The sequence below is a fragment of the Morganella sp. B601 genome (assembly GCF_051172335.1).
GTDB classification, from domain to species: domain Bacteria; phylum Pseudomonadota; class Gammaproteobacteria; order Enterobacterales; family Enterobacteriaceae; genus Morganella; species Morganella morganii.
Map to the genome: position 1 here is coordinate 55,103 of NZ_JBPIZE010000005.1, position 23,470 is coordinate 78,572.

The following is a 23,470-nucleotide window of genomic DNA, read 5'->3' on the forward strand; positions in this document are numbered from 1 at the left end:
TTATAACGTCTGTCACACTCTGCCGGGATACCGCCTCCGGATGCAGTTATTGCGTTAATAATCATCATTATATTGTTATCTTTATGTGATAAAAAATAACAATAATATACTCCTGGGGAGTATAAAAATAAAATCCCCGGGATGTTATTTCCGGGGATTTTAAATATCAGATAAAAACGATAACGGATAATATATTATTCCGTAATTTCCAGCGCCATCAGTTCATCAATGGTCTGACGGCGGCGGATCAATTTTGCCTTTCCGTCAGTAAATAAGATTTCCGGTAATAACGGACGGCTGTTGTAATTCGATGACATCGATGCACCGTATGCCCCGGTATCGTGAAAGACCAGAAAATCATTCACAGCGGCTTCCGGTAATGCACGCGGCACCACCATTCCGCCTTCCAACTGGGTAAACACATCCCCGGATTCACATAACGGCCCGGCGACAATTGTTTCCCGCACCGTACTGTTTTGCAGCTCTCCCGCTGCCGGTAACACCGAAATATGATGATAACTGCCATACATGGCCGGACGCATCAGATCATTAAAACCACTGTCCACCAGCACATAGTGACGGCTCCCCATACCTTTGACCGCCCGTACCTGTGCCAGCAGAATACCGGATTCCGCCACCAGATAACGACCCGGTTCAATTTCCAGGGTGATCTCACGGCCGAGATGGCGGGCAATGCGTGCCCGGGCGGCATCCCAGAGTGAAAAATAATTATCTATATCAATAATTTCATCCCCTTCGCGGTAAGGGGTCGATAATCCGCCGCCGGCAGAAATCGCGCGGATATCCAGATTATTGGTGATCACCAGTTCAGCCATAGCATCACAGACCGTTGCCAGGTGCTCATAATCCACACCGGAACCGATATGCATATGAATGCCGGTTAATGTCAGCTGATAATAGCGGATCTCCGCCAGTGCTTCACCGAGATCCGCAAACCAGATCCCGTGTTTGCTGTTCTCGCCGCCGGTATTGGTTTTCTGGCTGTGACCGTGACCAAAACCCGGATTAATGCGCAGCCACACCGGATGTCCCGGACGGCGGGTACCAATCTGGCGCAGCATATCCACCGAGCCGGTATTCACCGCAATGCCGAGTTCCAGCACGCGATCCAGCGTTTCTTCTGTGATCATATCGGCGGTGAAAACAATCTCATCCGGACGGTAACCGGCTTTCAGTGCCCGTTCGATTTCCCCTGCAGATACTGAATCCACTTTTACACCATGCTCATGCATCAGGCGCAGAATATGAATATTGGAATTGGCTTTCTGCGCAAAACGGATCACATCAAAGCGGTTCAGCCGGGCAATGCGGCTGACAATCACCTCACTGTCATACAGCCACAGCGGGGTACCATATTGCTGAGCCAGGCTGCGCAGGGCATCCGGGGTAAACGGGGCGCGGAGTGTTTTGGTTGCGATGGTCATGATGTTGTGCTCTTTTTGATCGTGATCTCATTTTTTTCCATCGTGACAAAAATTCTGCGCGATTTAAAATATCTGATTTGCTAAGGTCTATTCATTATTGATATGGACTTGATGAATAATGGAACACTACTCCTGGCGTCACATTGATATTTTCCACGCGGTTATGACAACAAAAAGCCTGACGGATGCCGCGCAACTGCTGCATACCTCACAGCCGACTGTCAGCCGGGAGCTTGCCCGTTTCGAAAAAATCCTCGGGTTCCGTGTTTTCGACCGCATCAAAGGCCGCCTGCACCCGACAGAACAGGGGCTGCGATTATTTGAGGAAGTGGAACGATCGTATTACGGGCTCGAGCGCATCAGCCGGGCAGCGGAGAGCATCCGTCAGTTTCAGCATGCCCAGTTGGCAATCACCTGTCTGCCCGCCTTCGCTCAGTCATTACTGCCCGCGGTCTGCCGCACATTTCATGCGCAGTATCCGGATGTGAATTTTGAAATCGCCCCGCAGGAATCACCGCTTCTTGAAGAGTGGCTCTCCGCCCAGCGTTATGACCTCGGAATCACCGAACATCAGCTGACGCCGCCCGGCACTCTGCAGGAAACTCTGCTCACGCTCAGTGAAGTCTGTGTGCTGCCGGAATCACATCCGCTGTGCAGCAAATCAGTACTGACCCCTGCTGATTTTGCGCAGCAGAATTTTATCAGCTTATCCGTTGCAGACAGTTACCGGCAGAAAATCGATGCATTGTTCAGTGAAAAACAGATCCCGCGCCGGATGATAATGGAAACACACAGTGCCGCCTCGGTATGTGCCATGGTCAGAGAGGGGCTGGGGATGTCTGTCGTTAACCCGATGACTGCCATGGATTGCAGCGGAATTTGTGTCCGCCCGTTCAGTGAGGATATTCCGTTCACCGTGAGCCTGATCCGCCCGCTGCACAGGCCGCATTCTGTACTGACAGATATTTTTATCACCCATCTCCGCCAGCATATGCAGGCCGTTCTGCGGCAGTTAAAGCGGGTTACCGGTTAGTTTTTTCATCCAGCAGATACGGCAGCCAGTCCGGTGAATGCGTAAACCACTCTGCCAGAAAATCCAGCAGCAGGCGCAGCGGCCGCGCCATATGCTCGCGGCTGGTATAAATGCCGTAAATGCCGAGCGCAGGCAGCCGGTATTCCGGAAACAAGCGCACCAAGCGCCCGGTTTTCAGATGTTCATACACCGAACAGTAAGGCTGCAATGCAATACCTTCCCCGTTCAGCGTTGCTTCCAGCAGAAAAGTGGATTCATTGGCACTGAGCACCCCGCTTACCGGGACAGAAATCACCTGTTCATCCCGTTCAAACAGCCACAGACTGCGGCCGTAAAAATTATAGGTCAGACAGGTCAGTTCACTGAGTGCTTCGGGTGACGGCGGGTACCCGTGTTTTTCCAGATAGGCCGGTGACGCACAGACCACAGAATCACAACGGGAAAGCGGCTTTGCGATCAGGTTTGGTTCGAGATTGTTGGTAATGCGGATCCCCAGATCAATACGCTCCTCCACCAGGCTGATCGCTTTATTTGTGACCTGCACATCGACAGCAACGGCCGGATAGCGGGCCCGGAACTGCACAAGCGCCTTCGACAGTGCCACCATCGCCAGTGACTGGGCGCAGGTGATCCGCACCAGGCCGCTGACCGCCTCATCTTCCGTCACCACCGGACGGGCAATCGCCGTTGCCAGTAACAGCAATTCCCGGCTTTGCGTCAGCACCGCTTCACCGGCGGAGGTCAGCGTCAGACTGCGGGTTGTCCGGTTCAGCAACCGCACACCGGCCCAGTTTTCCATTTCGGCCAGATAGCGCGTGACCATCGCGCGGGACATTCCCAGTATATCCGCAGCTTTGCTCATGCTGCGCTGTTCGGTAATGGCAATAAAAACCTGAGCGGCAGTGATCCTGTCCATTTTATTTGTCCGGTTTATGCAACAATGAAGACCGGATTATGGGGTTTTTCCGGCGGATTATGCAACTTATTATAGCGTCATCTTAACGACTCACCTGTAAAAAGGATAACACTATGACTTCTGCAATCCGTACCTCACTGGTATTCAGCGCCCTGATGGGTGCCTCTTTTGTCACTGCCGCCGCACCGCTGTCGCTGGAAGTGTATAACCCCGGCGAAAAAAGTATCTTCCCGGTTTCCTCTGAAATCATCAGCGGCAAAAATGAGGTGGTTCTGATTGATGCCCAGTTTCAGAAAGATGATGCTCAGGTACTGGCGGATAAAATCCGTGCGACCGGTAAAACGCTGACCACCATTTATATCAGCCATTCTGATCCGGATTTCTATTTCGGTCTGGATGAACTGAAAAAAGCCTTCCCGCAGGCTAAGATTGTGGCAACTCCGCAGACCGTCGCACTGATTAAAGAGAGTAAAGACGGCAAACTGGCTTACTGGGGACCTGTTCTGAAAGAGAATGCCCCGCAGAGTATCATTGTGCCGGAGCCGTTAGAGGGCAACCGCATTATGCTGGAAGGGGAAAGTATTCTGATTGAGGGACTGAACAGCCCGGCGCCGGAGCGCAGTTATGTATGGGTGCCGTCACTGTCCGCAGTGATGGGCGGTGTGCTGGTTTCAGAGAATATCCATGTCTGGCTGGCAGATACGCAAACCCCGGAATCCCGTCAGTACTGGCAGCAGTCGCTGAAAAGTATGCAGGACAAACATCCTGCCACTGTGGTGCCCGGCCATTATATCGGTAACAGCCATTTTTCACCGGCTGCCATTACCTTTACCGCCGATTATCTGACCCGTGCGGAAGCCGCTCTGAAAGAGAGTAAGGACTCACAGCAGATGATCAGCACACTGAAAGCCGCTTACCCGGCCCTGGCGGATGAATCAAGCCTCGAACTGAGTGCCAAAGTGCTCAAAGGCGAAATGCGCTGGCCGCAGTAATCTGATTTAAGGAAAACAGAATGTCAGTAAAAACGCTGCACTATATTTATGATCCGCTCTGCGGCTGGTGTTATGGTATCGCGCCGTTTATTCAGGCCGCACATAAGCAGGGCGTGACGATCGCCCTGCACGGCGGCGGAATGATCACCGGCTCACAGCGCCGCCCGGCAGATGACAGCATGCGGGAGATGATCCGCAATCACAATCAGCGCATCACTCAGCTGACCGGACAGCCGTTTACCGATGCCTTTTACACCCTGCTGAAAAATCAGGAGTGGGTGATGGATTCCGTGCCGCCGATTGCCGCCATTCTCAGTGCACAGGCGCAGTCCGGTAAAGGCATTGACATGCTGGAAGCCTGCCAGAAAGCCTATTATCAGGACGGGCTGCCGCTTAACCGCGATACTTTGCGCAGACTGGCGGATAAACTGGGTATCAGCAATATTCAGTCTGATAATACTGAGCAGCATATTAACGAGAGCCGTCAGTTATTTGTGCATAACCCGACCGGCGGTTTCCCGACCCTGCTGCTGGAAGAGGACGGCGCATTTCAGCATATCCCGAACCAGGCTGTACTCGGTGCGGAATCGCACTGGGAAAGGCTGATCCCGTTACTGAAAACGACTGCCTGACATCAGCCCCATCACCATAATCATTCCCGCAATTAAATGCGGCCCGAAGGCAATAATGCGCGGGCCGCATCGCCGGTGATGATAACAGCGGTAACGTAAATATTGCATCCCGGACACCACCAGCGCGGACACACAGGCCAGCATCAGCAACAGCGCCAGCTGTTCCGCCCCCACCCAGGCCCCGGAGGCAGAAAACAGTTTGATATCCCCGCCGCCCAGTCCGCTTTTTTTCCGGCACCAGGCATAACCTTCCGCCACACACCAGAGCAGAAAAAAACCGCCGATCACCCCGTACAACGCGGAAGAGAGCGTCACCAGCCGGACCTCATTCTGAAACAACAATCCGGCCCAAAGCACCGGGAACACCAGTTTATCCGGCAGATAAAATACTGCGTTATCAATATGAAACAGCATTACCAGACACAAAAACAGCAGTGTCAGAAACAGGACATACACGCCCTGTCCGTCTGACCAGAACACAATCAGCACACCGGATAACAGGCAGTGCAGATACAGCCACCCGCCCGGCAACCGCTGCGGATACTGATAGTAATGGCGCAGAATATATTCCGTCCCGGCTTTCAGCGGCAGCGGCAAAAATACTCCCCAGATAATCATAATCAGCCCGTCCATGTTTTCCCCGCGGCTTTCCCTGTTGCGATATCCGCAGCCTGCCTGACCGTCCCGGGAAAGACACGTTTTTTTCCCTGATTACAGCCGAATTACATTTTTTTTCGGCCCAACACGCAATATTGACAGTTACTCCGGCATGTAATGATCCCGGCTGATGCTTGCAGTGAGGATCCCCCCTCTATTATCATGGGGCAATGTGTATCAACCGGCAGCGTGCCGGCAGAACGTAAAGGATATTTTCATGCGGATCCCGCGCATTTATCACCCCGGCACTTTAACCCCCGGCCTGGTGACAGAACTGACAGATGACGGCGCCAACCATGTTGCCCGTGTGCTCCGGATGAAAACCGGCTATTCCCTGATCCTGTTTAACGGCACCAACCGGATTTTTAATGCCGAAATTACGGATATCAGCAAAAAAAGTGTGTCCGTCCGTGTGACAGATGAGCAGGACGACAACCGCGAATCCCCGCTGTCTATCCACCTCGGACAGGTGATGTCACGCGGCGAAAAAATGGAATTCACCATTCAGAAATCCGTTGAGCTGGGTGTTCAGATTATTACCCCCCTGATCTCTGAACGCTGTGGTGTTAAACTGGACGGTGAACGGCTGGAGAAAAAACAGCAGCAGTGGCAGAAAATTGCCATCGCCGCCTGCGAGCAGTGCGGACGTAACATGATTCCGGAGATCCGCCCGGTGCAGACCCTGGAAGCATGGTGTGCAGAAAATGATGATGCTCTGAAAATAAATTTACATCCGCGCGCATCACAAAGTATCAATACTCTGCCCGCAGAAACCGCTAAAGTGCGATTGCTGATTGGCCCGGAAGGCGGGCTGTCAGCAGAGGAAATCGCGATGACCGCCGGTCATCAGTTTACCGACATATTATTAGGGCCGCGTGTATTACGCACAGAAACCACCGCGCTCACTGCAATCACCGCATTGCAGGTGCGTTTCGGCGATCTGGGTTAAGGAGAAAAAATGATCAAGCTCGGTATTGTGATGGATCCTATCGATTCCATCAAAATCAAGAAAGACACCAGTTTCGCGATGCTGCTCGAAGCACAGCGCCGTGGTTATGAAATCCATTATATGGAGATGAATGACCTTTATCTGCATCAGGGCGTTGCCCGTGCCCGTACCCGTACTCTGACGGTGAAAGAAGACCCGGCCGGCTGGTATCAGTTCGGCAGTGAGCAGGATATCGCGCTGGGCACACTGAATGTCATTCTGATGCGCAAAGATCCGCCGTTTGATACTGAATTCATTTACGCCACCTATATCCTGGAACGCGCGGAAAGTGCCGGTTCTCTGATCGTCAACAAACCGCAGAGCCTGCGCGACTGTAACGAAAAACTGTTCACCGCCTGGTTTGCCGATCTGACCCCGGACACCCTGGTCACCCGCAGTGCGCAGCGTCTGCGTGAGTTCCACAAAAAACACGGTGATGTGATTTTCAAACCGCTCGACGGCATGGGTGGTGCGTCTATTTTCCGTCTGAAACAGGATGACCCTAACGTCGGTGTGATTATCGAAACCCTGACCAGTCACGGCCATACTTTCTGCATGGCGCAAAACTTCCTGCCTGCCATCAAAGACGGTGACAAGCGTATCCTGGTGGTGGACGGCGAGCCGGTTCCTTACTGCCTGGCGCGCATCCCGGCCAAAGGCGAAACACGCGGTAACCTCGCTGCCGGTGGTCACGGTGAAGTGCGTCCGCTGAGTGAGAGCGATTGGGCCATTGCCCGCAGCGTAGCACCGGTCCTCAAAGAAAAAGGTCTGATTTTTGTCGGCCTCGATGTAATCGGCGACCGCCTGACTGAAATCAACGTAACCAGCCCGACCTGTGCCCGCGAAATTGAAGCCGCACAACCGGACGTTTCTGTCACCGGCATGCTGATGGATGCCATTGAAAAACGTCTCGGCCGGTAACAGCCGGCGCTGTGTCCGTACATTCACACCCGCAGGCCGTTTTTTCCGGTCTGCGGGCAGACTGAAAAGAAGGTTATGAACTTACAACATCATATTCTCATTGCTATGCCCTCGCTGGATGATCCGTATTTTGCGCGTTCAGTTGTGTATCTGTGTGAACACAATGAAAACGGGGCGATGGGACTGGTGATCAATAAACCGATCGAACAGCTGTCTGTCGGTAAAATTCTGCAAAAGCTGAAAATCTCCCCGGACATCCGTGAAGAAAGCCAGTCGCTGGAAAAACCGGTTCTGGTCGGCGGCCCTGTTTCCGAAGAGCACGGCTTCGTCCTGCACTCCGGTGATAAAAAGTACGCCGCCAGCACCCGCCTGACCGATGACCTGTTTCTGACCACCTCAAAAGATGTGCTGGAAACTCTGGGAACCGCAGAGCAGCCGGAGCACTACCTGATGACGCTCGGCTACTCAAGCTGGACGGCCGGTCAGCTGGAGCGGGAAATCATGGAGAACAGCTGGCTGGTGGCGGATGTCAGCGAGCGCCTGCTGTTCCGTACCCCTATGCCCGACCGCTGGCGCGAAGCCGCCGCCGGTATCGGCGTGAATATTTACACCATTGCACAACAGGCCGGACACGCATAATGAGCAGCAATACTGTGATTGCCTTTGATTTCGGCACCAAAAGCATTGGTGTGGCTGTCGGTCAGACCATCACCGGCACCGCCCGCCCGCTGGCGGCACTGAAAGCCCGTGAGGGAATTCCTGACTGGGAGCTGATCGCCGCCGTGTTCCGTGAATGGCAGCCGGATTATGTGGTTGTCGGCCTGCCGCTCAATATGGACGGAACGCCGCAGCTGGTCACTAATCAGGCGAAAAAATTCGCCGACCGCCTGCACGGGCGTTTCGGGATCCGCGCTGAACTCCATGACGAACGCCTCAGCACAGTGGAAGCCCGCGCCAATCTGTTTGCAGACGGCGGCTACCGCGCCCTCGGCAAAGACAAAGTGGATTCTGCCTCTGCCGTGATTATCCTTGAAAGCTGGTTCGAACAGCTTTACGGTTGACTATCCCGCTCCGGGCACGCGGTACTGTTTACCATGCCGGTACCGCGCCCGCCTCCCCGGCTATCTCCCCTCTGCCACGCCGCCATTGCAGACATTGCTCCTCCGTCATCATCCCGGACTGTGCGCCTGACTGCTGGTGAGAGGCAATCTGATACGCTTTATTATCACGGATAAGACTCGCCACCGCCGGGGTATTGATCAGCACATCAAACAATGCACAGCGCCCTCCGCCCTGTTTTGCCACCAGATGCTGGCTCAGCACTGCCACCAGACTGCCTGCCAGCTGGCTGCACACCCGGTTTTTCTCCGCACCGCTGAATACATCCGTCAACCGCTCAATCGCAGCAATAGCTCCGCGCGTATGAAGCGTGCTCAGCACCAGATGCCCGGTTTCCGCCGCCGTCAGGGCAAGGCGGATAGCCGCCTCATCCCGCAGTTCCCCCAGCATAATCACATCCGGATCCTGTCTCAGCGCGGCTGTCAGCCCCTGCTGATAATCCTCACAATCACGGCCGATTTCCCGCTGGCGGATCAGCGACTGCCTGCTGCGGTGACGGAACTCCACCGGGTCTTCCAGGGTAATCACATGCCGCCGGAAGTGCTGATTGATATAGCTGAGCATTGCTGCCAGCGTGCTTGATTTTCCGCTGCCGGTCGCCCCGGTGACCAGAATCAGGCCGCTTTGCGTCTTTGACAGCAGCCCGGCAAACACCGGCGGCGCCAGGATATCCTCCAGAGAGGGAACCACCGGACTTATCAGCCGCAGTGCGGCGTTCAGCAATCCCCCCGCCATAAAAATATTCACCCGCAAAGGTTGATCGCGGATAAACAACGCAAGATCCGCCTGCCCTTTTGTCATCAATCTGTGGTAATTTGCCTGGTCGAGGATCGTCTTTACCCAGCCGCGCAGTGCGTCATCGGTTACCGCCGCACAGTGTGTCTGCGAAAAAAGCTCTCCATCCACCCGTAACACCGGCACCTGACCAACACAAAGGTGCAGATCGGATGCATTATGCTTTACACTAAGGGCGATTAAATTATCCATATTCATTAGGTTATCTCCCGGATCATCATGAAACCAATAAAAGACAATCTGACAGAAATCAGAGAACGTATAACCGCTGCGGCGCAAAAATGCGGCCGCGATCCACACACAGTGACCTTACTTGCCGTCAGTAAAACCAAACCTGTGAGCGCGCTCGAAGAAGCGATAGCTGCCGGGCAAACCCGCTTTGGTGAAAACTACGTCCAGGAAGGCGTTGAAAAAATTCAGTATTTCTCCGCGAATCAAAATCTGGAATGGCACTTTATCGGGCCGCTGCAGTCTAATAAAAGCCGTCTGGTTGCGGAGCATTTTGACTGGTGTCATACCATCGACCGGCTGAAAATCGCCCAGCGCCTGAGTGACCAGCGTCCGGCGGACAAAGCGCCGCTGAATGTGCTTATCCAGATCAATATCAGTGATGAAAACAGTAAATCCGGTATCACCCTTGCGGAATTACCGGCGTTGGCAGAGCAGGTTGCGGCCCTGCCGAATGTCTGTCTGCGCGGGCTGATGGCAATTCCGGCACCGGAAACGGATCCTGAGCGCCAGTCTGCGGTTTTCCGTCAGATGGAAGCCGCTTTCCGTGAACTGCAGGGGAATTACCCGCAGGCGGATACGTTATCGATGGGTATGACCGACGATATGGACGCCGCTATCACCTGTGGTTCGACCATGGTACGTATCGGTACTGCAATTTTCGGTGCGCGTAACTATTCTGTATCCTGATCATTCGGTATCATGACCTTCCGGTACCTTAGTGCGTTATCACAAACCGGTTAATTTGTTTTCTGTTAAGGATTTCACCGATGCAAACACTGAATTTTGTTGTCACCACGCTCCTGCATGCCTATGCCACGATTTTACTGCTGCGTGTCTGGATGCAATGGGCGCGCGCGGACTTTTATAATCCGTTTGCCCAGTTTGTCGTGAAAGCCACACAGCCGGTTGTCCGTCCGCTGCGCCGTATTATTCCGGCTATCGGCCCGATTGATACAGCCTCTGTGCTGGTGGCTTATGTTGCCGTACTGCTGAAACTGCTTTTTCCGTGGTTTCTGGCCGGTTTTCAGGGGCAGCTCGGCGGGCTGATGCTGTTAGTCGCTTTCTTTAACCTTCTTTATCTTGCAGGTATGACGGTATTCTGGGTGATCCTCGCCCGCGCGCTGCTGAGCTGGTTCAGCCAGGGCCGCAACCCGGTGGATTATGTGCTGATGCAGCTGACCGAGCCGCTGATGTCGCCGTTCCGCCGTATCATTCCGCCGATGGGCGGCATTGATTTCTCTGCAATGATTGTCATTTTTATTTTGTATGCACTGGGCTATCTCTATAACGATATTGTTCAGTGGATATTTATGTAATCAGGCGCTGATATGACCCGCAAAATTGTTTTAGCTACCGGCAATGCCGGAAAAGTCCGCGAAATGGCCTCACTGCTGGCGGATGCCGGTATGGATGTGGTGGCACAGACAGAACTGGGAGTCGGCTCCGTTGAGGAAACCGGCCTGACATTTGTTGAAAATGCCATTATCAAAGCGCGTCACGCAGCGAAAGTAACCGGTTTACCGGCCATTGCGGATGACTCCGGGATCTCCGTCGATTACCTCGGTGGTGCGCCGGGGATCTACTCCGCCCGCTATGCCGGGACTGACGGCAACGACGGTGCCAATATCGTAAAACTGCTGGCCGCCCTTGACGGCGTACCGGCGGCGCAGCGTCAGGCGCACTTCAACTGTGTGCTGGTGTATATGCGTCACGATAACGACCCGACCCCGATCATCTGTCATGGCCGCTGGGCCGGTGTGATCGCAGAGCAGGCGCAGGGTGAAGGCGGTTTCGGTTATGATCCTGTCTTCTGGCTGCCTGAACTGAACAAAACCGCCGCACAACTGCGTCCGGAAGAGAAACAGGCTATGTCTCACCGCGGCAAAGCGCTGGCACTGCTGTCGGAAGCCCTGCGTAATGGGTAAGCTTCCCCCGCTCAGTCTGTATATTCATATTCCGTGGTGTGTTCAGAAGTGCCCTTACTGTGATTTCAACTCTCACGCGCTGAAAGGTGAAGTGCCGCATGATGATTATGTGGCACATCTTCTGGCGGATCTGGATGCCGATCTGCCGCTGGTTGCCGGACGCGAAATCCGCACTGTCTTTATCGGCGGCGGCACCCCCAGCCTGCTGAGTGCGGAAGCGATGCAGACACTGATGGACGGCGTACGTGCCCGTATCCCTGTCGCAGCGGATGCGGAAGTGACCATGGAAGCCAACCCGGGCACTGTGGAAGCCGGTCGTTTCAGCGGCTACCAGAAAGCCGGTATCAACCGTATTTCCATTGGTGTGCAAAGCTTCGGTGATGACAAACTGATCCGCCTCGGGCGCATTCACGATGCCGGAGAAGCCAAACGGGCTGCCCGGCTCGCGGCGACACTCGGACTGCGCAGTTTTAACCTCGACCTGATGCACGGGCTGCCGGAGCAGCATCTCGGCGAAGCGCTCAGTGACCTGCGCCAGGCGATTGAACTCGCACCGCCGCACCTGTCCTGGTATCAGCTGACGATTGAACCGAACACCAGCTTCGGCTCCCGCCCGCCGGTGCTGCCGGATGACGATCTTCTGTGGGATATTTTCTCACAAGGCCATCAGCTACTGACACAGGCCGGTTATGTGCAGTATGAAACTTCCGCGTATGCAAAACCGGGATTTCAGTGTCAGCATAACCTCAATTACTGGCGTTTCGGGGATTACCTCGGGATCGGCTGTGGTGCGCACGGCAAAATTTCGTTTGCTGACGGACGCATTCTGCGGACAGTCAAAACCAAACATCCGCGCGGTTATATGGAAGGGCGCTATCTTGATCAGCAAAATGAGGTGGCAACAGAAGACCGGCCGTTTGAGTTCTTTATGAACCGGTTCCGCCTGCTGGAAGCGATGCCGCGCCGGGATTTCACCGATTACACCGGACTGCCGGAATCCGTGGTTCGTCCGCAGATTGAAGCGGCACTGAATGCCGGTGAGATTTCTGAAACCGCAACCCACTGGCAGATAACCGAACACGGCAAGTTATTCCTCAATACACTGCTGGAACGGTTTTTATAAAACAAAAACCCGGTCGCTTTCACGTCCGGGTTTTTATTATTTATATGAATCAGCTGATTACAGCGCGCTTTCCACGGCCTGCACCTGACGGTTCAGACTATCCAGCCCGCCGCCGGAGAGATACCAGAGATCCGGCTGTAACACGATAATTTTGTCATTTTTAAAGGCATTGGTCTTTTTCACGCCATCGGTTTCAAAGGCCGCTTTATCCCACTGCCCTGCACCAATCGCCGCGCTGCGGTCAATCACCAGAATCACATCCGGATTCAGCTCTGCCACCATTTCCGGTGTCACCAGCGGGCGCTTATCTTTCTCTGCTTTCGGATCAACAGGAATATCAACAGCGGCCGCTTTCACCACCTGATAGACAACCGGCTGTTTATTCGGGAATAATTTTCCGTCATTATGCAGCATTACCAGCACTTTTTTACCGGATTTGGCGGCTTTTTCCTGAGCCTGAGCAACGGTTTTATTCAGCGCGGCCAGCTCTTCTGCGGTCTTCTTCTCAATATCATAAAGCTGACCGATCAGAGTAATATTCGCCTCTGCCGCTGCCAGATAATCATCACCGCCGGTACCGAGGTTCACTGTCGGCGCGATTTTGTTCAGTTCATCAAATGATTTGCCCTGACGGCCGGTGATCACAATCAGATCCGGCTTCAGTTCTGCAATTTTTGCCAGGTCCGGCGTTTTCATTCCGCCTGCATCAGCGACTTTGCTGTCCACCTGACCTTTCAGATATGACGGCAGATTGCCCAGCGGCAGCGCGACAACATTGTCAGCCAGTCCCAGCTTATTCATGGTGTCGTACACACCAAAGTCAAACAGCACCACGCGGGATGGCTTTTGTGCCACTTTCGCAGAGCCCGACTGATGTTCGATGGTCAGCAGCGGGCTTTTATCCGCCACGGCGGCAATATGATTCGGGGTATATTTCGGCGCGGAGTCAGCCAGCGCGGAAGCGGAGGCAAAGCCTAAAAACGGAATTAACACTAACGGAATGATCTTTTTCATGTTCCTGCCTGATTAAATGCGTTTAACGTCGCAGTTCATTCTAGGCAGAAGCCGAAACATGTCAATCAAATAAGAATCATTATCATAACAATTACCATTTATTTGAACCTGATCGGTTAAAAAAGCAGTTACCGGCACAGAATGTACCGGTAACCTTATATTACTTAAGGGAATTTATCAGCTGAATACGCTGCTGTTCCAGGGTAGTGACTTTGCCGCACACCTGTTTGCTGAACTGTTTAAAATCATCTTCCTGTTCACGCACGGCCTGCTGTAAGGATTTCTGTAACCCGTCCAGCCCGCTCAGTGCCGCACCGGCGGCGCTTTTGTCACCGGTCAGCCCGGCAAGCAGCTGTTTGCGGCCGATTTCATTGATAGCATCCTGGAGCATACCACCGAGACGCTGCTGGATCTGCGCCCGTCCGTCCTGCTCCACCTGCTTAATCGCCTGATGATGGAAGGCATAACCATCCGGACGGGTTTCAATGATCCGATCAACCTGTTTATTCAGATCCGCTTCCAGGGTTGTCAGATGGCCGCGCAGTTTGCTGTCCTGCCCCATCTCTTTGATCAGCACTTTATCCACAGCCTGACGGGATTTACCGATCCGGTTCACCGCCTGCTGTTTTATCCACGGCACATCCTGACGCACACCTGACTGGTAGCGTTTTGCATCCGCACTTTGTGCGGCGCTGAGTGTCAGGGATTTGCCGTCGCGGGTGATCTGCCCGTCAGGGGTGATCTTCATTTCCCCGCTTTTCCCGATCACCTGCACATAGGCCGGTGTGATAACCAAATCATCCTGCGGGGTGACACTGCACTGATACCCTTCCGCAGATGCCAGCGACGCGGCACCCAGACTCAGAACGGCAATCCATTTACGTAACATAAACACTCCTGATTCTCAGACAGCGGACGCTGAACCCGGCGGGTTCAGAAAATAGAGCGCCCGATTTTTGCAGATAACATTTCTAAGGCAGCGCAACCGGCCAAAGAGTTCCCTGAATCATCCAGTTCCGGTGACCAGACCACCACAGAAAACTCGCCCGGCACCACACAGACGATCCCGCCGCCGACCCCGGATTTACCGGGCATGCCTATCCGGTAAGCAAACTCCCCCGAGCCGTCATACATCCCGCAGGTCAGCATCAGGGCATTTATCTGCCGTGACTGTAACGGCGTGATCACCGGCTCGTTGCCGCCCAGCGGCACACCGCCGTTGGCCAGATATGCAAAACAGGTTGCCAGTTCAGCACAGTTCATTGAGAGTGCGCAATAGTGAAAATAGTTCTCCAGTACAGTCAGTACATTATTCTCAAAATTGCCGAAGGATTTCATCAGGAAAGCAATAGCCGCATTGCGGCTGCCGTGCTCCAGTTCAGAACGTGCCACCTGCAAATCATAAGTGATATCCTGACTGCCGGTCAGTTTGCGGACAAACTCCAGCATCCGCTGACGCGGCGCACTGAGGCGGGACTGCAGCATATCCGCGATAATAATCGCCCCGGCATTTATAAAGGGATTGCGCGGAATACCCTTTTCCATCTCCAGCAGCACCAGTGAGTTAAACGGCAGACCGGACGGCTCTTTGCCGACCCGCGACCAGATCTCCGATTCCTTATAACGCGTCATCGCGAGTGTCAGACTCAGCACTTTGGAAATGGACTGCACAGAGAAGCGCTGATACGCATCACCGGCGGAAAAAATCTCCCCGTCCACGGTACACACCGCGATCCCCAGCCTGTCAGGTGAGACTTCCGCCAGCGCCGGAATATAATCCGCCACTTTACCGGAGCCAATCAGCGGCCGGACACAGTGTAAGATATCGTCCAGCAGTTCATTACTAAAGTGTGTGGTCAAGGTTGTTACTCCAAAATACAGCACGCCTTAAATCCGGAGGCCGGAGAGAGATAAGGGCACCTTTTCAGGTGCCCTTATTAATAATTAGCGTGGTAAGAAATTTATCTCAGTCCCACCAGATATCGAACAGTTCAGACATCTGAATGTTCTGCATCCCTTTGGCTTTCAGCCAGTCACCCACCAGCTTACGGTGCTCATCGGTACATTCACCGATTTTCTGTAAACAGACCATGGCTTCCCAGCTCAGGTAACCGCTGGCATCCAGCGCCAGGCCGTTCGGCTCGATCACTTCCTCAACCAGCTGGTCAACGGTGCGGTCGATAGTGTCGACATCAGTGCCTTCCGGGAAGTCCCATTTGAAGGAAAAACCGAGTTCGCGGAACTCATCGATACGCATTTTTTTCCGTAATCGACGACTACGTTGTGTTGCCATTATTTCATCCTCTCAAACATCAGATCCCAGACGCCATGGCCTAAGCGATGGCCGCGTTTTTCAAACTTCGTGACCGGCCGGGTATCCGGACGCGGTACATAATCCTGTGTTGCTGACAGATTGCGGTAACCCGGTGCCTGAGTCATGACCTCAAGCATGTGCTCCGCATACGGCTGCCAGTCTGTCGCCATATGGAAGATACCGCCCTGCGTCAGTTTTGTCCGCACTTTTTCCGCAAACGGCAGCTGAACAATGCGCCGTTTATTGTGGCGGGCCTTATGCCACGGATCAGGGAAGAACAGCTGCACCATATGCAGGCTGTTATCCGAGATCATTTTATCCAGCACTTCGATGGCATCATGGCACATCACCCGCAGGTTCGTCACCCCGGCTTCCTGCGCATCCGCCAGACAGGCACCGACACCCGGAGCATGCACTTCAATGCCCAGATAGTTTTTATCCGGATTTTGTTTCGCCATCTCCACCAGAGAGGCGCCCATGCCGAAACCGATCTCCAGTGTGACCGGCGCATCACGCCCGAACAGCGCGGTAAAATCCAGCAGTTCCGGGGTAAAATCCACCCCCGCTGACGGCCACAGGTCTGTCAGGGCATCTTCCTGACGTTTGGTCAGCCGTCCCTGACGGCGCACAAAACTGCGGACACGGCGCAGGGCTCTGCCGTCTTCATTAAATTCCGGCGAAATTACATTGTTGATCATAAGGTTTGCTGTCAGTATCCCGGCAAAAATAAATCATAATGTGTCCGGCACAACGGGCTGCGCTGCGCTGACACACGCAAAGTGCGGCAAGTTTAGCAAGAGACAACCGACTTCGCACCGGTTAATCATCCTCTTTCGCACAATTTCAGGTAAAAGTTGGTTTACAGTCGCAAAACAGTGTGCTGGAATTCCCGTCAATTAAAACTATTCAATTATTATTTTATTCTCATGGAAGCACAGCAATTTTCGCAATCGGTTCTGACGTGGTATCACCGCTACGGCAGAAAAAATCTGCCCTGGCAGCAGGAGAAGACCCCTTACCATGTCTGGCTCTCTGAAGTGATGTTACAGCAGACCCAGGTGGCAACGGTTATTCCTTATTTTAACCGCTTTATTGAACGGTTTCCGGCAGTCACTGACCTGGCTGCCGCACCACTTGATGAAGTGCTGCATTTATGGACCGGGCTCGGCTATTACGCCCGTGCCCGCAATCTGCACAAAGCGGCGCAGACTATTGCTTCTGAATTCGGCGGACAGTTCCCGGTCACGTTTGAGGACGTGGTTGCCCTGCCCGGTGTCGGGCGTTCAACCGCAGGCGCGATTCTGTCACTTTCTCAGAATCAGCATTTCCCGATTCTGGATGGTAATGTAAAACGGGTGCTGGCGCGCTGTTATGCCGTCAGCGGCTGGCCCGGTAAAAAAGAGGTGGAAAACCGTCTCTGGGCGATCGCCGAAGATGTGACCCCGGCTGACGGTGTGCAGTATTTTAATCAGGCAATGATGGATCTGGGTGCGATGGTCTGCACACGCAGCAAACCAAAGTGCGAGTTATGCCCGCTGCAGTCCGGCTGCATTGCCTATGCAGAGCACAACCCGGCGGCGTATCCCGGCAAAAAACCGAAACAATCAATCCCGGAAAAAACAGCTTACTTTCTTATCATTCAGCATGATAATGAGATCTGGCTGGAAAAGCGCCCGGCAAAAGGGATTTGGGGCGGATTATACAGTTTTCCGCAGTTTGCAACGGAAGACGCCATGCACGACTGGCTGGCACAGCGCCGTATCAGTCACTCACCCTTACAGCAGCTGATTGCCTTCCGCCACACATTCAGCCATTTTCACCTGGATATTGTGCCCGTTGCCGCAAACGTCACCGATCGCACAGCAGTCCATGACGACAGCGACGGGATTTGGTATAACAGCCAAAATCCGCCGGTGATCGGCCTGGCCGCCCCGGTGGAAACCTTGCTTAAGCAGATCGGGTAAAGAACCCCATTTTTGAGGATGTTACATGAGCAGAACAATTTTTTGCACTTTTCTTCAGCGTGAAGCTGACGGCCAGGATTTTCAGCTCTATCCGGGCGAATTAGGCAAACGTATTTTTAATGAGATTTCCAAAGAAGCCTGGCAGCAGTGGATGTCCAAACAGACCATGCTGATCAACGAGAAAAAACTCAGCACCATGAACCCGGATGATCGCAAACTGCTGGAACAGGAGATGGTCAAATTCCTGTTTGAAGGCCACGATATCCACATTGAAGGCTACACACCGCCTGAAAAATAACCCTGTCATCAGAGCCCTTTCCCGGCTCTGATGTTGTATCTGAACCCGGATCACACCGTATTTATACCCATGAAAAAACTTGCTGCACTGATCATTATTGCGCCGCTGCTGGCTTCCTGTACCGGTTCACAGGAACAGACGGATTACCGTCCTGAATATGTTAAGGATACCAACGGATTTGATATTCTGATGGGTCAGTTTGCCCATAACATTGAAAATATCTGGGGTATAAAAGAAGTTCTGATCGCCGGTCCGAAAGATTATGTCAAATACACCGATCAGTACTACACCCGCTCCCATATCAACTTTGATGCCGGTACCGTCACCATTGAGACTCTGGCGGGTGTTGAGCCGGAAGCGCATCTGCGTCAGGCGATTATCAATACCCTGCTGATGGGAGAGGATCCGGGCTCGGTTGACCTCTATTCTGACGCCAACGATGTCACTATCAGTAAAGAGCCTTTCCTGTTCGGCCAGGTGCTTGATCATACCGGGCAGCCGATCCGCTGGGAGTGGCGCGCTACCAAATTCGCAGATTATCTGGTGACCAACCACCTGCAGCGCCGCCAGTCCGGCTCACAGATGATCACCTATATCACCCTGAAACTGGTGCCGAACCATCTGGACCAGCGTGCTCACAAATACCTGCCGCTGGTTCGTCAGGCATCGGCCAAATACGGTGTGGAAGAGTCTCTGATCCTTGCGATTATGCAGACGGAGTCCAGCTTTAACCCGTATGCGGTCAGCCGCTCTGATGCACTGGGGCTGATGCAGATTATGCCGAACACCGCCGGACGCGATGTGTTTAAATCTCAGGGCCGCTCCGGTGTACCGAGCCGCAGCTATCTGTTTGACCCGGCAAGTAATATCGATACCGGTACGGCATATCTGGCGATTCTGCAGAATACCTACCTCGGTGAGATCAGCAACCCGACATCACGGCGCTATGCGGTGATCACTGCCTACAACGGCGGTGCGGGCAGTGTGCTGCGTGTCTTCCACAGTGATAAGAAACAGGCCGCCCGCATTATCAGCGGGATGGAGCCGGGTAAAGTGTATGAAACCCTGACGACGAAACACCCGTCCGGAGAATCCCGCAATTACCTGCGCAAAGTAAACGACCTGCAGAAAGGTTACCGTCGTTAAGCTTTCCGGCGGACAGCATCCGCAGTTGTCCGCCGGTAATTTTACGTGTTATGCCGTAAAAACAGACGTTACTGATTAAAATTTCAGTAAATTGCAGAAAAAACCGGCACTTGATTAAATTTGAAGGAAATAAGATTGACGCCCCGAACGGAATCGGGTTTAATACGCCTCGTTGCCCGGATAGCTCAGTCGGTAGAGCAGGGGATTGAAAATCCCCGTGTCCTTGGTTCGATTCCGAGTCCGGGCACCAAATTCATGTCAACGGACCTCTACGGAGGTCCGTTTTAGTTTGTAAAGCCCGCCAGATATCTACTTCTCCGTAGTTCTTCATTCAACCCAACTCAACCAAATTCTACCCGCATCAAGTCGCTTGCGCGGGTACAAATGAGGGTATACCCTGATTCGACAGGAATTTGTACCCTCCCGCCTTCCGGAGACCCCTTTTATGGCACTTACTGACGCTAAGATTCGGGCTGCAAAACCGAAAGAAAAACCCTATAAACTTGCTGATTCCGGCAACATGTTTTTGCTTGTTCATCCCAATGGCTCACGTTACTGGAGACTCCGCTATCGCTTTCAGGGAAAAGAAAAAACATTGGCTCTGGGAATTTATCCTGAATTGTCCCTTTCTGACGCACGTGATAAAAGAGACAGCGCACGTAAGCAGATTGCTGAGGGTATCGACCCTTGCGAACAGAAACGGGTAAAGAAAGCTTTACCAGACGCTTCACAAAGCTTTGAAGCCATTGCCGGACTTTGGCATAAAAGCAACAAAACCTGGTCCGAATCCCACAGGGAAAAAACCTGGAAAAGCCTTCAGACGCATGTTTTCCCTTATATTGGTTCACGGGATATTACATCACTGAAAACACCTGATTTGCTTATTCCGGTTAAAGCTGCTGAAGCAAAAGAGATTTATGAAGTAGCAGCCCGTCTTCAACAGCGAATTTCCGCTATCATGCGATATGCCGCACAGTCCGGGATCATTGATTATAATCCCGCTACCGATATGGCGGGGGCGCTGGCCACAGTTAAACGGCAGCACAGACCTGCATTGCCACTGAGTCGGATACCTGAGTTACTGGAACATCTTGATACTTACCGGGGACAAATCATGACCAGACTGGCAACACAGCTTTCTTTGCTGATATTTATCCGCTCCAGTGAATTTCGCTTTGCCCGCTGGCCTGAGATAGATTTTGAAAAAGCCATGTGGACTATCCCTTCGGAACGAAAACCGATTGAAGGTGTAAAATTCTCTCATCGTGGCTCAAAAATGCGTACAGAGCACCTGGTTCCGCTTTCAACTCAGGCGCTGGATATTCTCCGGGTGATTCACACTATCAGCGGTGAGCATGAATTGATCTTCACGGGTGATCACAATCCCTGGAAGCCGATGAGTGAAAACACGGTAAATAATGCATTACGACTTATGGGATACGATACGAAGGTTGATGTTTGTGGTCACGGCTTCAGAGCTATGGCCTGTAGTTCATTGATTGAATCAGGATTATGGTCAAGAGATGCGGTAGAGCGTCAGATGAGCCACCAGGAGCGTAATGGTGTACGTGCAGCTTATATTCACAAGGCGGAGTTTCTCGAGGAACGCAGACTGATGCTGCAATGGTGGGCTGATTTTCTGGATGCTAACCGAGAACAAACTATTTCACCTTTTGATTATGCGAAAGTGAATAATCCTTTTAAGTAATCCTAGTTAACACTTTATCGTAATACGTCTTATTCAATAAACTTATACCACTGAAAGCCCCTGTCCTGATGGACAGAGGCTCTTTTCGTTTTGACCAACCCGAAGGGACATCATGACAGAAAACATATCGTGTTGTCGGCTCTATGAGCCAATTCATCATCCTGATCTAAAAAGTTATTAATTAATTTTTAAAGCCCGTGGCTATTTTTCAGCCATATCGACATCTCCGTTTTGAGTGAAGGGGATCGTCCCCTTTCTCAAAATATCGCTGTTTATAAAAACGCAAGACATCAATAATAGGAAATGAATATGTGCATAACTGCGACGGCTTCCCCATGCCTAAAATCGGGGATGATTTCTGTTTTTATCACGAATTTAGGAAAATATAACGAAGGTGAACTGGTTGGTGAGTGGCTTGAGCTTCCGGCAACCTCAAAAGAGATCGAATACTGTTTAGCCCGTATTGGTATTGATGGCATTCGCTATGAAGAGTATTTCCTGACGGACTATGAGTCCTCAATTGATGGCCTTTCTTCCTATATTTCAGAATATAACGCTTTAGAGGAGTTGAATGAATTAGCTACTCAGTTAGCTGCATTATCGCATGATGAAATGCGTCTTTATCAGGCAGCGATTGAAATCGGTGACTCAGTGAGCTCAATTCATGATTTGATTAATTTAACCGGTAATTTAGCGGTTATTCAGCGATTAGACCATGTGAATAATGAATACGACCTGGGCTATTACTGGATTCAGGAAAGCGGCTGTTATGATTTGGCACAATTCGGTGGCTTAGCACATTACTTTGATTATGAACGCTATGGACGTGATATCTGCATTGAACAAGGGGGAATTTTTTACGGTGGAGGATATGTTTATCATACGGACGGGTAGACAGGATAACCGTGTTATAGCGAGGAAGCTCATCATCGTAACACAACATCCTGAACGCCCTCATTCCGGAATAGCTTACGGCTAAAAATGTAATCATGCTCACTATTTAGCCATAACATATTTTATTGCCTAATACCTATCTGACAGAAAGCCCTTCTCTTCATCGAGAAGGGCTTTTTTATTTTAACCAAACCAAAAAGGACACTATTAATGGAAAATTTTATCCGTTGCCCGTTATGTCATTCTGTTTATACCCATGAGCGGCATATCGGTAAAAAAGGAGGTGCAATCCTCGGCGGCGTATCCGGTACCTTAAATGCAACAGATACTGAATCAGAACAACCTGTTATCAATACCCTGTCAGGGTCTCATATCGCCATGCTGCTCAGCCGTTTTGTCGCCGGGGCTGCTATCGGTGCCGTCACCGGCTCTTCACTGGACGGTATGCTCTTCGACCGTTTTAAATGCGCATCCTGCGGACATACCTTTAATTAGCTGACAGAGTCAGTAAACGGATACCTTAAAGGTATCCGTTTTACCGTACATTTATTTTTTTATATTTCCTGACGCGGGAGCGATGAGATAACAAGAGATCTGAGGTAAGCATATATCACGCTGGTTTCATAAATAAGCCAGCAACCATGCTACAGCGCAGCCAAATAGCTCACAGTAAAAAGATGGTTTCCATCCCGGATAATACAGGTATGTGCAAATACCTTCGCAACACTTTAACTGAGTACAGTTATCTACAGACAAAATACCATCATCTTTGTCAGCATCAAGGCAGAAGCTCACTCACAGATTATAAAAAACCAACATTATCAGCTATTTTCGCTATTTTTTACGCCATTGATTATGTTGACGCTTTTATCTCTGCCTTAATATGAATTGATCTGCGATACCGATCGACAACAACAAATTGATAGCTATTAACTATTGATTTTAATTAATTGATCGCCATTATTGATAGAAAATACAGATCAATTTCATTATTTCGATCGTTAATAACGATTTTAACTCTCTGTCAGGTTTCGCTATGCTGTCACTTGAAGTATCTAATTTTGTCTGTTTGTATATAGGCGATATTTTTGGAGAGTAAATCATGTCAGAAGACTTTAAAGACAGTCAGGAATATGAAGAGTGGATTGAAGAGACTGGTGGACGGGATGAGGAATATTCAGACTATTATAATGAATGGTTGAAAAAACAACAGAAAGAATGGCTCTCTTAAACAGCTAAATACTCTCTTTTTGTAAAAAGTAAGCCGGTATTATTCCGGCTTATTTTAGTAAAAAAAAAATAATAAAAATAATAAAAATAATTACTATTTTTATAATCAAAGAGTCATAAATTAA

27 protein-coding genes and 1 tRNA gene are annotated in these 23,470 nt (G+C 51.6%); 19 read left to right on the plus strand and 9 right to left on the minus strand.

Annotated elements, in window-relative coordinates:
• Window positions 1–194: 194 nt before the first annotated feature.
• Window positions 195–1,445: a diaminopimelate decarboxylase gene (lysA, locus tag ACSBQN_RS13795; protein WP_036409720.1), complete on the minus strand. Its 1,251-nt coding sequence runs from the start codon at window positions 1,443–1,445 to the stop codon at window positions 195–197.
• 118 nt (window positions 1,446–1,563) lie between these two features.
• Between lysA and ACSBQN_RS13800 the strand changes: the two genes are divergently transcribed.
• Window positions 1,564–2,478, plus strand: a complete 915-nt coding sequence (locus ACSBQN_RS13800) for a LysR family transcriptional regulator (protein ID WP_024472655.1) — start codon at window positions 1,564–1,566, stop codon at window positions 2,476–2,478.
• On the opposite strand, the gene ACSBQN_RS13805 is transcribed toward ACSBQN_RS13800, so the two are convergent.
• Complete coding sequence (locus tag ACSBQN_RS13805) at window positions 2,468–3,394, minus strand: LysR family transcriptional regulator (RefSeq protein WP_354632906.1); 927 nt, start codon at window positions 3,392–3,394, stop codon at window positions 2,468–2,470. The genes ACSBQN_RS13800 and ACSBQN_RS13805 overlap by 11 nt on opposite strands.
• A 155-nt stretch (window positions 3,395–3,549) precedes the next feature.
• Between ACSBQN_RS13805 and ACSBQN_RS13810 the strand changes: the two genes are divergently transcribed.
• Entirely contained in the window at window positions 3,550–4,386 is an 837-nt protein-coding gene (locus tag ACSBQN_RS13810) for an MBL fold metallo-hydrolase (RefSeq protein ID WP_227989274.1), read from the plus strand.
• Window positions 4,387–4,406: 20 nt separating this feature from the next.
• The gene (locus ACSBQN_RS13815) at window positions 4,407–5,018 is read left to right on the plus strand and encodes a DsbA family protein (protein ID WP_024472658.1); all 612 of its coding nucleotides are present in this window, start codon (window positions 4,407–4,409) and stop codon (window positions 5,016–5,018) included.
• On the opposite strand, the gene ACSBQN_RS13820 is transcribed toward ACSBQN_RS13815, so the two are convergent.
• A complete protein-coding gene (locus tag ACSBQN_RS13820) occupies window positions 4,998–5,651 on the minus strand; it encodes a prepilin peptidase (protein WP_201893370.1) in 654 nt (217 codons plus the stop codon). The genes ACSBQN_RS13815 and ACSBQN_RS13820 overlap by 21 nt on opposite strands.
• A gap of 241 nt (window positions 5,652–5,892) precedes the next feature.
• Between ACSBQN_RS13820 and rsmE the strand changes: the two genes are divergently transcribed.
• From rsmE to ruvX, 4 genes are all read left to right on the plus strand, one after another.
• Window positions 5,893–6,624: a 16S rRNA (uracil(1498)-N(3))-methyltransferase gene (gene rsmE / locus ACSBQN_RS13825; RefSeq protein ID WP_024472660.1), complete on the plus strand. Its 732-nt coding sequence runs from the start codon at window positions 5,893–5,895 to the stop codon at window positions 6,622–6,624.
• Window positions 6,625–6,633: 9 nt separating this feature from the next.
• On the plus strand, window positions 6,634–7,584 hold the full coding sequence (gene gshB / locus ACSBQN_RS13830; RefSeq protein ID WP_024472661.1) for a glutathione synthase: 951 nt from the start codon (window positions 6,634–6,636) through the stop codon (window positions 7,582–7,584).
• A 75-nt stretch (window positions 7,585–7,659) separates the two neighbouring features.
• Window positions 7,660–8,223 carry a YqgE/AlgH family protein gene (locus tag ACSBQN_RS13835; RefSeq protein WP_024472662.1) on the plus strand — a complete coding sequence of 188 codons (564 nt, stop codon included), beginning with the start codon at window positions 7,660–7,662 and terminating at the stop codon, window positions 8,221–8,223.
• Window positions 8,223–8,645, plus strand: a complete 423-nt coding sequence (gene ruvX, locus ACSBQN_RS13840) for a Holliday junction resolvase RuvX (protein ID WP_036409711.1) — start codon at window positions 8,223–8,225, stop codon at window positions 8,643–8,645. The genes ACSBQN_RS13835 and ruvX overlap by 1 nt, the downstream gene beginning before the upstream one ends.
• 28 nt (window positions 8,646–8,673) lie before the next feature.
• Here ruvX and ACSBQN_RS13845 read toward each other — a convergent pair whose 3' ends face one another.
• Entirely contained in the window at window positions 8,674–9,696 is a 1,023-nt protein-coding gene (locus tag ACSBQN_RS13845) for a type IV pilus twitching motility protein PilT (RefSeq protein ID WP_024472663.1), read from the minus strand.
• Window positions 9,697–9,717: 21 nt separating this feature from the next.
• On the opposite strand from ACSBQN_RS13845, the gene ACSBQN_RS13850 reads away from it, so the two are divergent.
• The 4 genes from ACSBQN_RS13850 (at window position 9,718) to hemW (ending at window position 12,777) form a co-directional block, all read left to right on the plus strand.
• Window positions 9,718–10,416 carry a YggS family pyridoxal phosphate-dependent enzyme gene (locus ACSBQN_RS13850; RefSeq protein ID WP_004238783.1) on the plus strand — a complete coding sequence of 233 codons (699 nt, stop codon included), beginning with the start codon at window positions 9,718–9,720 and terminating at the stop codon, window positions 10,414–10,416.
• An 80-nt stretch (window positions 10,417–10,496) separates the two neighbouring features.
• A complete protein-coding gene (locus ACSBQN_RS13855; protein WP_004237823.1) occupies window positions 10,497–11,045 on the plus strand; it encodes a YggT family protein in 549 nt (182 codons plus the stop codon).
• 12 nt (window positions 11,046–11,057) lie between these two features.
• Window positions 11,058–11,654: an RdgB/HAM1 family non-canonical purine NTP pyrophosphatase gene (rdgB, locus tag ACSBQN_RS13860; RefSeq protein WP_036409707.1), complete on the plus strand. Its 597-nt coding sequence runs from the start codon at window positions 11,058–11,060 to the stop codon at window positions 11,652–11,654.
• Window positions 11,647–12,777 (plus strand): radical SAM family heme chaperone HemW, encoded by a 1,131-nt coding sequence (gene hemW / locus ACSBQN_RS13865; protein WP_024472665.1) that lies wholly within the window; start codon window positions 11,647–11,649, stop codon window positions 12,775–12,777. The genes rdgB and hemW overlap by 8 nt, the downstream gene beginning before the upstream one ends.
• A gap of 57 nt (window positions 12,778–12,834) precedes the next feature.
• Here hemW and ACSBQN_RS13870 read toward each other — a convergent pair whose 3' ends face one another.
• The 5 genes from ACSBQN_RS13870 to trmB all read right to left on the minus strand — a co-directional run bounded on the left by ACSBQN_RS13870 (window position 12,835) and on the right by trmB (window position 16,803).
• Window positions 12,835–13,791 carry a siderophore ABC transporter substrate-binding protein gene (locus tag ACSBQN_RS13870; protein WP_004237820.1) on the minus strand — a complete coding sequence of 319 codons (957 nt, stop codon included), beginning with the start codon at window positions 13,789–13,791 and terminating at the stop codon, window positions 12,835–12,837.
• 160 nt (window positions 13,792–13,951) lie between these two features.
• The gene (locus ACSBQN_RS13875) at window positions 13,952–14,680 is read right to left on the minus strand and encodes a DUF2884 family protein (protein ID WP_004237819.1); all 729 of its coding nucleotides are present in this window, start codon (window positions 14,678–14,680) and stop codon (window positions 13,952–13,954) included.
• A 44-nt stretch (window positions 14,681–14,724) separates the two neighbouring features.
• A complete protein-coding gene (glsB, locus tag ACSBQN_RS13880; RefSeq protein WP_024472668.1) occupies window positions 14,725–15,651 on the minus strand; it encodes a glutaminase B in 927 nt (308 codons plus the stop codon).
• A gap of 106 nt (window positions 15,652–15,757) precedes the next feature.
• The gene (locus ACSBQN_RS13885) at window positions 15,758–16,084 is read right to left on the minus strand and encodes a YggL family protein (RefSeq protein WP_015422519.1); all 327 of its coding nucleotides are present in this window, start codon (window positions 16,082–16,084) and stop codon (window positions 15,758–15,760) included.
• Window positions 16,084–16,803, minus strand: coding sequence for a tRNA (guanosine(46)-N7)-methyltransferase TrmB (trmB, locus tag ACSBQN_RS13890; protein ID WP_354632907.1), 720 nt, complete (start codon window positions 16,801–16,803; stop codon window positions 16,084–16,086). The genes ACSBQN_RS13885 and trmB overlap by 1 nt, the downstream gene beginning before the upstream one ends.
• A 228-nt stretch (window positions 16,804–17,031) precedes the next feature.
• On the opposite strand from trmB, the gene mutY reads away from it, so the two are divergent.
• The 8 genes from mutY (at window position 17,032) to ACSBQN_RS13930 (ending at window position 23,346) form a co-directional block, all read left to right on the plus strand.
• Complete coding sequence (gene mutY / locus ACSBQN_RS13895) at window positions 17,032–18,069, plus strand: A/G-specific adenine glycosylase (RefSeq protein WP_024472670.1); 1,038 nt, start codon at window positions 17,032–17,034, stop codon at window positions 18,067–18,069.
• Between the two features lie 25 nt (window positions 18,070–18,094).
• The gene (locus tag ACSBQN_RS13900) at window positions 18,095–18,367 is read left to right on the plus strand and encodes an oxidative damage protection protein (RefSeq protein ID WP_004237812.1); all 273 of its coding nucleotides are present in this window, start codon (window positions 18,095–18,097) and stop codon (window positions 18,365–18,367) included.
• A gap of 69 nt (window positions 18,368–18,436) precedes the next feature.
• The gene (gene mltC, locus ACSBQN_RS13905) at window positions 18,437–19,513 is read left to right on the plus strand and encodes a membrane-bound lytic murein transglycosylase MltC (protein ID WP_152696885.1); all 1,077 of its coding nucleotides are present in this window, start codon (window positions 18,437–18,439) and stop codon (window positions 19,511–19,513) included.
• 174 nt (window positions 19,514–19,687) lie between these two features.
• Window positions 19,688–19,763 (plus strand) — tRNA-Phe (locus tag ACSBQN_RS13910).
• A gap of 195 nt (window positions 19,764–19,958) precedes the next feature.
• The gene (locus tag ACSBQN_RS13915; protein ID WP_434991716.1) at window positions 19,959–21,221 is read left to right on the plus strand and encodes a tyrosine-type recombinase/integrase; all 1,263 of its coding nucleotides are present in this window, start codon (window positions 19,959–19,961) and stop codon (window positions 21,219–21,221) included.
• Window positions 21,222–21,530: 309 nt separating this feature from the next.
• A complete protein-coding gene (locus ACSBQN_RS13920; RefSeq protein ID WP_434991717.1) occupies window positions 21,531–22,115 on the plus strand; it encodes an antirestriction protein ArdA in 585 nt (194 codons plus the stop codon).
• Window positions 22,116–22,325: 210 nt separating this feature from the next.
• On the plus strand, window positions 22,326–22,610 hold the full coding sequence (locus ACSBQN_RS13925; protein WP_354620637.1) for a hypothetical protein: 285 nt from the start codon (window positions 22,326–22,328) through the stop codon (window positions 22,608–22,610).
• A gap of 607 nt (window positions 22,611–23,217) precedes the next feature.
• A complete protein-coding gene (locus tag ACSBQN_RS13930) occupies window positions 23,218–23,346 on the plus strand; it encodes a hypothetical protein (protein WP_260474027.1) in 129 nt (42 codons plus the stop codon).
• Window positions 23,347–23,470 lie beyond the last annotated feature (124 nt).

Coding starts and splice junctions, on each gene's coding strand:
- lysA (WP_036409720.1), bottom strand. CDS start 1,445: ATGACCATCGCAACCAAAACACTCCGCGCCCCGTTTACCCCGGATGCC.
- ACSBQN_RS13800 (WP_024472655.1), top strand. CDS start 1,564: ATGGAACACTACTCCTGGCGTCACATTGATATTTTCCACGCGGTTATG.
- ACSBQN_RS13805 (WP_354632906.1), bottom strand. CDS start 3,394: ATGGACAGGATCACTGCCGCTCAGGTTTTTATTGCCATTACCGAACAG.
- ACSBQN_RS13810 (WP_227989274.1), top strand. CDS start 3,550: ATGGGTGCCTCTTTTGTCACTGCCGCCGCACCGCTGTCGCTGGAAGTG.
- ACSBQN_RS13815 (WP_024472658.1), top strand. CDS start 4,407: ATGTCAGTAAAAACGCTGCACTATATTTATGATCCGCTCTGCGGCTGG.
- ACSBQN_RS13820 (WP_201893370.1), bottom strand. CDS start 5,651: ATGGACGGGCTGATTATGATTATCTGGGGAGTATTTTTGCCGCTGCCG.
- rsmE (WP_024472660.1), top strand. CDS start 5,893: ATGCGGATCCCGCGCATTTATCACCCCGGCACTTTAACCCCCGGCCTG.
- gshB (WP_024472661.1), top strand. CDS start 6,634: ATGATCAAGCTCGGTATTGTGATGGATCCTATCGATTCCATCAAAATC.
- ACSBQN_RS13835 (WP_024472662.1), top strand. CDS start 7,660: ATGAACTTACAACATCATATTCTCATTGCTATGCCCTCGCTGGATGAT.
- ruvX (WP_036409711.1), top strand. CDS start 8,223: ATGAGCAGCAATACTGTGATTGCCTTTGATTTCGGCACCAAAAGCATT.
- ACSBQN_RS13845 (WP_024472663.1), bottom strand. CDS start 9,696: ATGAATATGGATAATTTAATCGCCCTTAGTGTAAAGCATAATGCATCC.
- ACSBQN_RS13850 (WP_004238783.1), top strand. CDS start 9,718: ATGAAACCAATAAAAGACAATCTGACAGAAATCAGAGAACGTATAACC.
- ACSBQN_RS13855 (WP_004237823.1), top strand. CDS start 10,497: ATGCAAACACTGAATTTTGTTGTCACCACGCTCCTGCATGCCTATGCC.
- rdgB (WP_036409707.1), top strand. CDS start 11,058: ATGACCCGCAAAATTGTTTTAGCTACCGGCAATGCCGGAAAAGTCCGC.
- hemW (WP_024472665.1), top strand. CDS start 11,647: ATGGGTAAGCTTCCCCCGCTCAGTCTGTATATTCATATTCCGTGGTGT.
- ACSBQN_RS13870 (WP_004237820.1), bottom strand. CDS start 13,791: ATGAAAAAGATCATTCCGTTAGTGTTAATTCCGTTTTTAGGCTTTGCC.
- ACSBQN_RS13875 (WP_004237819.1), bottom strand. CDS start 14,680: ATGTTACGTAAATGGATTGCCGTTCTGAGTCTGGGTGCCGCGTCGCTG.
- ACSBQN_RS13885 (WP_015422519.1), bottom strand. CDS start 16,084: ATGGCAACACAACGTAGTCGTCGATTACGGAAAAAAATGCGTATCGAT.
- trmB (WP_354632907.1), bottom strand. CDS start 16,803: ATGATCAACAATGTAATTTCGCCGGAATTTAATGAAGACGGCAGAGCC.
- mutY (WP_024472670.1), top strand. CDS start 17,032: ATGGAAGCACAGCAATTTTCGCAATCGGTTCTGACGTGGTATCACCGC.
- ACSBQN_RS13900 (WP_004237812.1), top strand. CDS start 18,095: ATGAGCAGAACAATTTTTTGCACTTTTCTTCAGCGTGAAGCTGACGGC.
- mltC (WP_152696885.1), top strand. CDS start 18,437: ATGAAAAAACTTGCTGCACTGATCATTATTGCGCCGCTGCTGGCTTCC.
- ACSBQN_RS13915 (WP_434991716.1), top strand. CDS start 19,959: ATGGCACTTACTGACGCTAAGATTCGGGCTGCAAAACCGAAAGAAAAA.
- ACSBQN_RS13920 (WP_434991717.1), top strand. CDS start 21,531: ATGTGCATAACTGCGACGGCTTCCCCATGCCTAAAATCGGGGATGATT.
- ACSBQN_RS13925 (WP_354620637.1), top strand. CDS start 22,326: ATGGAAAATTTTATCCGTTGCCCGTTATGTCATTCTGTTTATACCCAT.
- ACSBQN_RS13930 (WP_260474027.1), top strand. CDS start 23,218: ATGTCAGAAGACTTTAAAGACAGTCAGGAATATGAAGAGTGGATTGAA.